Genomic DNA, 5520 nt, shown 5'->3' on the forward strand with positions numbered 1-5520 from the left:
TGGAGGGCTTCATCCAGGCCCATGATTCCTACGCTGCGTCCACCTACGTTGATCTGTCTGAGTCCCACAATACGGGTGCCACAGCAACAACTGCTGCTGCCCTTATCCCCGAAGATCTTATCTTTCAGTCCCATGATAATCACAGATCATATCAATCTTTGCCGATATATAATGCTTGCGCTTTATCTGAATTCTGTCAGGATTTGATGTGCATAGCATTAAACTGGTTTTAAAATCCAAAGTCATATTTGTTTGGAGAATTACGCATCAATTTTTATCGATTTGAGATGTTGCTTAAAAAGAGAATTTTCTGATTTTTCAGAAATATTTAAATAATCAGAGATAACGATATTATTATGGCGGTTAAATCCGAAGACAAGGCCTGTTGCCTGCCGGGATCGATGAGCTCATGCCGGGTGGAATCCATAGTAAGCGTAGATGAGCGCGGGCAGATGGTTCTTCCCAAGGATATCCGGGAAAGAGCAAAGATCCGGCCGGGAGATAAGCTGGCAGTGGTGAGCATGGAGAAGGATGGCAAGATCTGCTGCCTATCATTGATCAGGGTAAAAGAGCTGGAGGGCATGGTGAAGTCTGTGCTCGGGCCGGTTATTGATGACATATTCAAGAAATAATACTATATTTAGAATTTGAGGTGAACTAACGATGAACGATTCGGAAATAAAGGTACTGGTAAAGGAGAGCTACGGAAAAATTGCGAGAACGGAAGGCTCGTGCTGTCCCACCAAGGGCTCATGCTGTGGAACTCTTCCCCCAGAGGAGATCAGCAAGAATATCGGCTACTCAGAGGAAGAGATGAATGCCGTGCCTCAGGGAGCTAATCTGGGCTTGGGCTGCGGCAATCCAATCGCACTGGCATCGATAAAGGAAGGGGAGACTGTTCTTGACCTGGGCTCAGGGGCGGGATTCGACAGCTTCCTTGCCGCCAACAGGGTTGGACCGACAGGAAAGGTCATTGGAGTGGATATGACCCCGGAGATGATCAACAGGGCAAGAGAGAATGCCGATAAAGGAAGCTACAGCAATGTGCAGTTTGTGCCTGGCGAGCTGGAGGATCTTCCGGTTGATGATAATAGCATGGATGCTGTCATCTCCAACTGCGTCATCAACCTGGTGCCCGACAAAAAGAAGGTCTTCAAAGAGGTATTCCGGGTGCTTAAGCCCGGCGGCAGGCTGATGGTCTCAGATCTCGTATTGCGCCAGAAGCTGCCTCTTAGCATAGAGAATTCGATCGAAGGCTATGTGGGCTGCATCTCGGGAGCAGTTATGAAAGATGTCTATCTGGATGCGATAGGATCTGCAGGCTTCGGCGATGTAGAAGTGATTGAGGAATCCCCCTTCTCACTGGACTTTTTTGTCAGCGACAGCACAGATCAGGCAATTGATCAGAGTCCGAAAATGAGCGCCGAAGAAGTCAACGGATTTGCAGACTCCGTATCCAGCATAAAGGTAAGGGCCATCAAGCCGAGATGATGGGGGGATCAGGCCCGGGATCTGGGGATTAGAGGCCCGATACCCCAATATTAATTCTGCAGACAATTTTGAGGGCTACCGGGCGCCATCCCCCTCCAGAGGCTCGCCTGTTTTGCATGCCACAACCATGATCTCCATCTCATCCAGGTCGACGGGCCTTCTCCCCCAGTTCCCTGCTGTCCCGCCCCATATGTTGATCACAGACATCCCTGCCAGGCGGAAGAGCAGGACGAGCTCAGTTGGCACGAAAGCCCTCTCTCGAACGGCAACTGCAGCCACCCCCTCTTGGGGCGTGCATTCCGAAGACTCAACCAGTGTCAGAGGATCGAATCGTCCCTCCTCAACGTCCTTATTCGCGTTCCTGCGAATCGATGCCAGTGCGTTGAGAACAGTGAATACTGCCTTTGCCTGCGGCTTCAGGCTGCGGGAGATATTGCACAGGATGGACAGGGGCTGGCCAATAGGATCATCGCCCTTGCCCAGAAGCCCAAAAGCTCCCTCGCACAGGCAGATTGCGCCATCGTAGCTATTCGGTAGCTGAAACCGGGCAGCATCAGAACGAATCCATTGCACATTCACTTTTTTGCTCCTGGCAGCATCCGCAGCCCTGGCAAGCATCTCTGCGGACAGATCAAGCCCGGTAACAGCATAACCCCGCCTGGCCAGCTCAATGGAGTGACGTCCTGTACCGCATCCAACATCAAGAATTGAGCCCCCATCTCTCACCGCCAGCTCCTCTGTAAGGAAATTGACCTCCTGAATGGTGTTTTTTGTGAATACGTTTTCCTCATAGATCGGAGCATGAGCATCGAAAAACTCTTCCCATACGCTTTTCTCTGTCATCAATAGCATCCCTATCGGACGTCATATATCTTTTCCGCCCTGCCGGAGGATTGGCCACAGGGACCAATAACTTGAAAAGGAAAATAGTATGAAAGAACTCACCTATGCTGGAAAGGCTCAAAAAATCATTGCTGGAAGCCCCCGTATTCAAACGGGGAGAGTACGACTACTTCATCCATCCCATTACAGACGGAGTTCCCGAGATCAGGCCGGATCTGATCAGAGAGGTCACCGCCAATATCGTGCGGATCGCCAATCTGGATGTGGATAAGATAGTGACTGTTGAGGCCATGGGAATTCCCATAGGCATAGTGCTTTCCATCCTATGCGATATCCCCCTGGTGATAATAAGGAAGAGAAAGTACGGGCTCCCGAATGAGGTCGAGATCAGCCAGGTCACCGGCTACTCCCGCTCGCAGCTCTATCTGAACGGAATAAACAGGGGAGATAGGGTGATCGTGGTGGATGATGTGATCAGCACCGGCGGCACCCTTCAGGCCACGCTGGACTCTCTGGAGCTGGCTGGGGCCGAGGTTATGGATACAGTGATCGTGGTGGAGAGAGGAAACGGAGCAGAGCTGCTGAGGTCCAAAGGCTACAACCTGAAGACCATGGTCAGAGTCAAGGTCGAAGGCGGCCGGGTGTCCGAAGTAGAACCGGGAATCTCAAAATAAATAAGATATCCTCCTACTCTTATCAATTATGAAACGACGGCACCGTAGAGCATTCCCACCAATGTGGATAGGATCACCACCAGGCTGATGTAGACGCTGGCCTTTTTCGCTCCAACTATCCTCCAGATAACAATCATATTGGGAAGGCTCAGGGATGGACCAGCAAGCAGAAGGGCCAGAGCAGGACCGGCAGCCGTAACTCCCGTGCTATAGCCGAAAAGAGTTCCGACTACTGGCACCTCAAGCAATGTAGGCATATAGAGCAACGAGCCGATCACTGAGGCCAGAAAACAGGCCAGAAAGCTGCTGGTGCCAAAGATTGTCCTTACCCATTCAACCGGCAGGAAGTAGCCGATCACCCCGGTTACAAATGTGCCCACTACCAGGAGAGGAAAGATCTTCCTGGTCAGCCACCAGGTCTCTTCCAGGAAGGCGCTCTTTTCCTCTGGCTGGTAGTATCTATTCATCAGGAAGGCAGCCACTGCTATCAGCGCTCCCACGATTATCGCCTTGGGCAGGAGCTCTATGGCGCTTGAGGTGGCAACGAGCAGTATGGCCACCAGCACGGTCATAAATGTGCCAGTGATATATTTGGGCCGGCTCATTTGATCCGGGTCTGGATCGACATCAAAAGAAGAAGGAGCCGCATCGTTTTTGCAGCTTGGGTCATGTCTTTGGAATATAGCCGCCATGATCAGACCTATAACCACGGCCATGAAGACTGCAGCCACTGCCCTGGCTACACCCAGGTCCAGGCCCAAGACCCTGGCTGTGAGGATGATGGCCATGAGGTTTATCGCCGGTCCGGAGAAGAGGAAGGCCGTTGCTGGCCCAATGCCCGCCCCTCTCTTTTCGATTCCTGCAAACATGGGCAGGATGGTGCAGCTGCAGACGGCCAATATAGTCCCCGAGGTGGAAGCCACGCTGTAGCAGAGCCACTTTGGGGCATCAGCACCGAAGTACTTGAGCACAGTATCCTTGTTCAAGAGAGCTGCTATCGCACCGGCGATGAAGAATGCTGGCACCAGGCAGGTCAAGACATGCGCCGAGAGGTATTCAAGCAGTGTTGCCAGCCCGGCCTCCAAGGCTGCCATTATGACATAGGTTGCCATGATATCTATCTCCCGCAGCTCAATGACTCCTCGATAATCCTTCCTGCTTCTGCGAGCTGCGATATCTGCTTTAGGGCCATCTGGTCTACAAGGCGAACCAATTCGAAAACCTGAGGGTCTTTTATGCTGTAGAGCGTCTTTTTCCCGTCTATTCTGCGATCCAGAATGTCGGCCTCGAAGAGGATATTCAGATGCTTGGATATGGTGGACTGAGATCTGGAGAAGGCGGGAAGGATCTCGCAAACGCATCGCTCGCCCCCGCTCAGGTATTCGAGCAGCTCCAGACGGGTGGGATCGGACAGAGCGCTCAGAATCTTCAAGCGCAGTTCAGAGACATTCTTTTGAGCCATGATTGGAGCGCGATTAAAGTATATTCAGATATAAGCTTATCGCCATAAGACGATAATACGATATTATCACTCTTCCATATTCAAGCAATTGATTCGATTTTTCAGGCTGATCGGATTCGAGGATACTGGAATCGAGACTATAAGACCATCGCCTCTGCATTGAGAGCATCGCCTTGATCATCGCCTTAATATTTCTGAAAGATGGATACCTTTCCCGGATGGCGATAAAAAGGGAGGACTGGTTGCAGATCAATAAGGAGCTTTCTCTGCTCTATGAAATGCACGAGGCTGCTATCTCGCAGACGGGGAAATGCCGGGAATTCAACTCCCGCGCCAGTATCTTATTGCAGCATCTGGAGGAGCTTGAGGCCTTCGATATGGCCGACAGAGTGATGGACCTTCTGGCTGGCTGCAATCCCAAAGACACTTCTCCCTGTGACAGTCGCCTGAGCACAAAAGCCTCTCTGGAGAGGCTGCAAGAGAGGATCAAAAATAAGATGAGTGAGCGGGAAGAAGACGGATAGGGATGCTGTGTCAGTTGGTCAATGTCAGTTAACCTGCTTTCTTGTTCTCGCCTGCTCCCGAACATGATGCTTGGAGCGCTCTTTTGCTTTTCATTCCGGCTAATGACTGCCTCTCATGGATGCTACAGAGGGCTGGCACCACTTTTTCTGTACTTCATATACATCCCGGTGGCCACCATCAGGGTAAGAAAGGAGATCGTATTGGAGACGATCAGAATGCGATCCTGAATATACAGGCCATAGAGCAGCCAAAGGAACATTCCTAAAGAGAACTGCAAGAGCATGATCAGGCTGACATCTGAGACAGACCCTGTCCGATAGATTTTAAGGATCTGGGGGACGAATCCGAACATCGTCAAAAGAGCTGCACACCAGCCAACCAGTTCCCATTGCATCTGCCTTCTGTTAGAGCTGCAAGTATATGAGGATTGCAGTCTTCTATCTGGCTGTATCAGCCGAGCCGCTACCTTTTTTCACTGCCTCCTCGCCCCATCTTTTTTGGGATTCGAATTGGCAGATCGCCCGA

8 protein-coding genes are annotated in these 5520 nt (G+C 51.1%); 4 read left to right on the forward strand and 4 right to left on the reverse strand.

The window, feature by feature from the left end; genetic code table 11:
• The first annotated feature begins 356 nt into the window (after positions 1 to 356).
• On the forward strand, positions 357 to 632 hold the full coding sequence (gene hgcC, locus BP822_RS09110; RefSeq protein WP_013720369.1) for an HgcAB-associated protein HgcC: 276 nt from the start codon (positions 357 to 359) through the stop codon (positions 630 to 632).
• Positions 633 to 663: 31 nt separating this feature from the next.
• Positions 664 to 1491, forward strand: a complete 828-nt coding sequence (locus BP822_RS09115) for an arsenite methyltransferase (RefSeq protein ID WP_276620059.1) — start codon at positions 664 to 666, stop codon at positions 1489 to 1491.
• 75 nt (positions 1492 to 1566) lie between these two features.
• On the opposite strand, the gene BP822_RS09120 is transcribed toward BP822_RS09115, so the two are convergent.
• Entirely contained in the window at positions 1567 to 2334 is a 768-nt protein-coding gene (locus BP822_RS09120; protein ID WP_286878171.1) for a class I SAM-dependent methyltransferase, read from the reverse strand.
• A 104-nt stretch (positions 2335 to 2438) separates the two neighbouring features.
• Between BP822_RS09120 and hpt the strand changes: the two genes are divergently transcribed.
• A complete protein-coding gene (hpt, locus tag BP822_RS09125; protein ID WP_273278558.1) occupies positions 2439 to 3008 on the forward strand; it encodes a hypoxanthine/guanine phosphoribosyltransferase in 570 nt (189 codons plus the stop codon).
• Between the two features lie 26 nt (positions 3009 to 3034).
• Here the strand turns inward: hpt and BP822_RS09130 are convergent, their stop codons facing one another.
• Both BP822_RS09130 and BP822_RS09135 read right to left on the reverse strand, forming a co-directional pair.
• Positions 3035 to 4120 carry a permease gene (locus BP822_RS09130; protein WP_286878172.1) on the reverse strand — a complete coding sequence of 362 codons (1086 nt, stop codon included), beginning with the start codon at positions 4118 to 4120 and terminating at the stop codon, positions 3035 to 3037.
• Positions 4121 to 4125: 5 nt separating this feature from the next.
• Positions 4126 to 4470 (reverse strand): ArsR/SmtB family transcription factor, encoded by a 345-nt coding sequence (locus tag BP822_RS09135; RefSeq protein WP_013720344.1) that lies wholly within the window; start codon positions 4468 to 4470, stop codon positions 4126 to 4128.
• Between the two features lie 218 nt (positions 4471 to 4688).
• Here BP822_RS09135 and BP822_RS09140 point away from each other — a divergent pair, with 218 nt between their 5' ends.
• Entirely contained in the window at positions 4689 to 4994 is a 306-nt protein-coding gene (locus BP822_RS09140) for a hypothetical protein (RefSeq protein WP_157863820.1), read from the forward strand.
• A gap of 122 nt (positions 4995 to 5116) precedes the next feature.
• On the opposite strand, the gene BP822_RS09145 is transcribed toward BP822_RS09140, so the two are convergent.
• The gene (locus BP822_RS09145) at positions 5117 to 5389 is read right to left on the reverse strand and encodes a SemiSWEET family sugar transporter (protein WP_276620046.1); all 273 of its coding nucleotides are present in this window, start codon (positions 5387 to 5389) and stop codon (positions 5117 to 5119) included.
• Positions 5390 to 5520: the final 131 nt, after the last annotated feature.

It is taken from the genome of Methanosaeta sp. UBA458 (assembly GCF_002496085.1).
Classification (GTDB): domain Archaea; phylum Halobacteriota; class Methanosarcinia; order Methanotrichales; family Methanotrichaceae; genus Methanothrix; species Methanothrix soehngenii.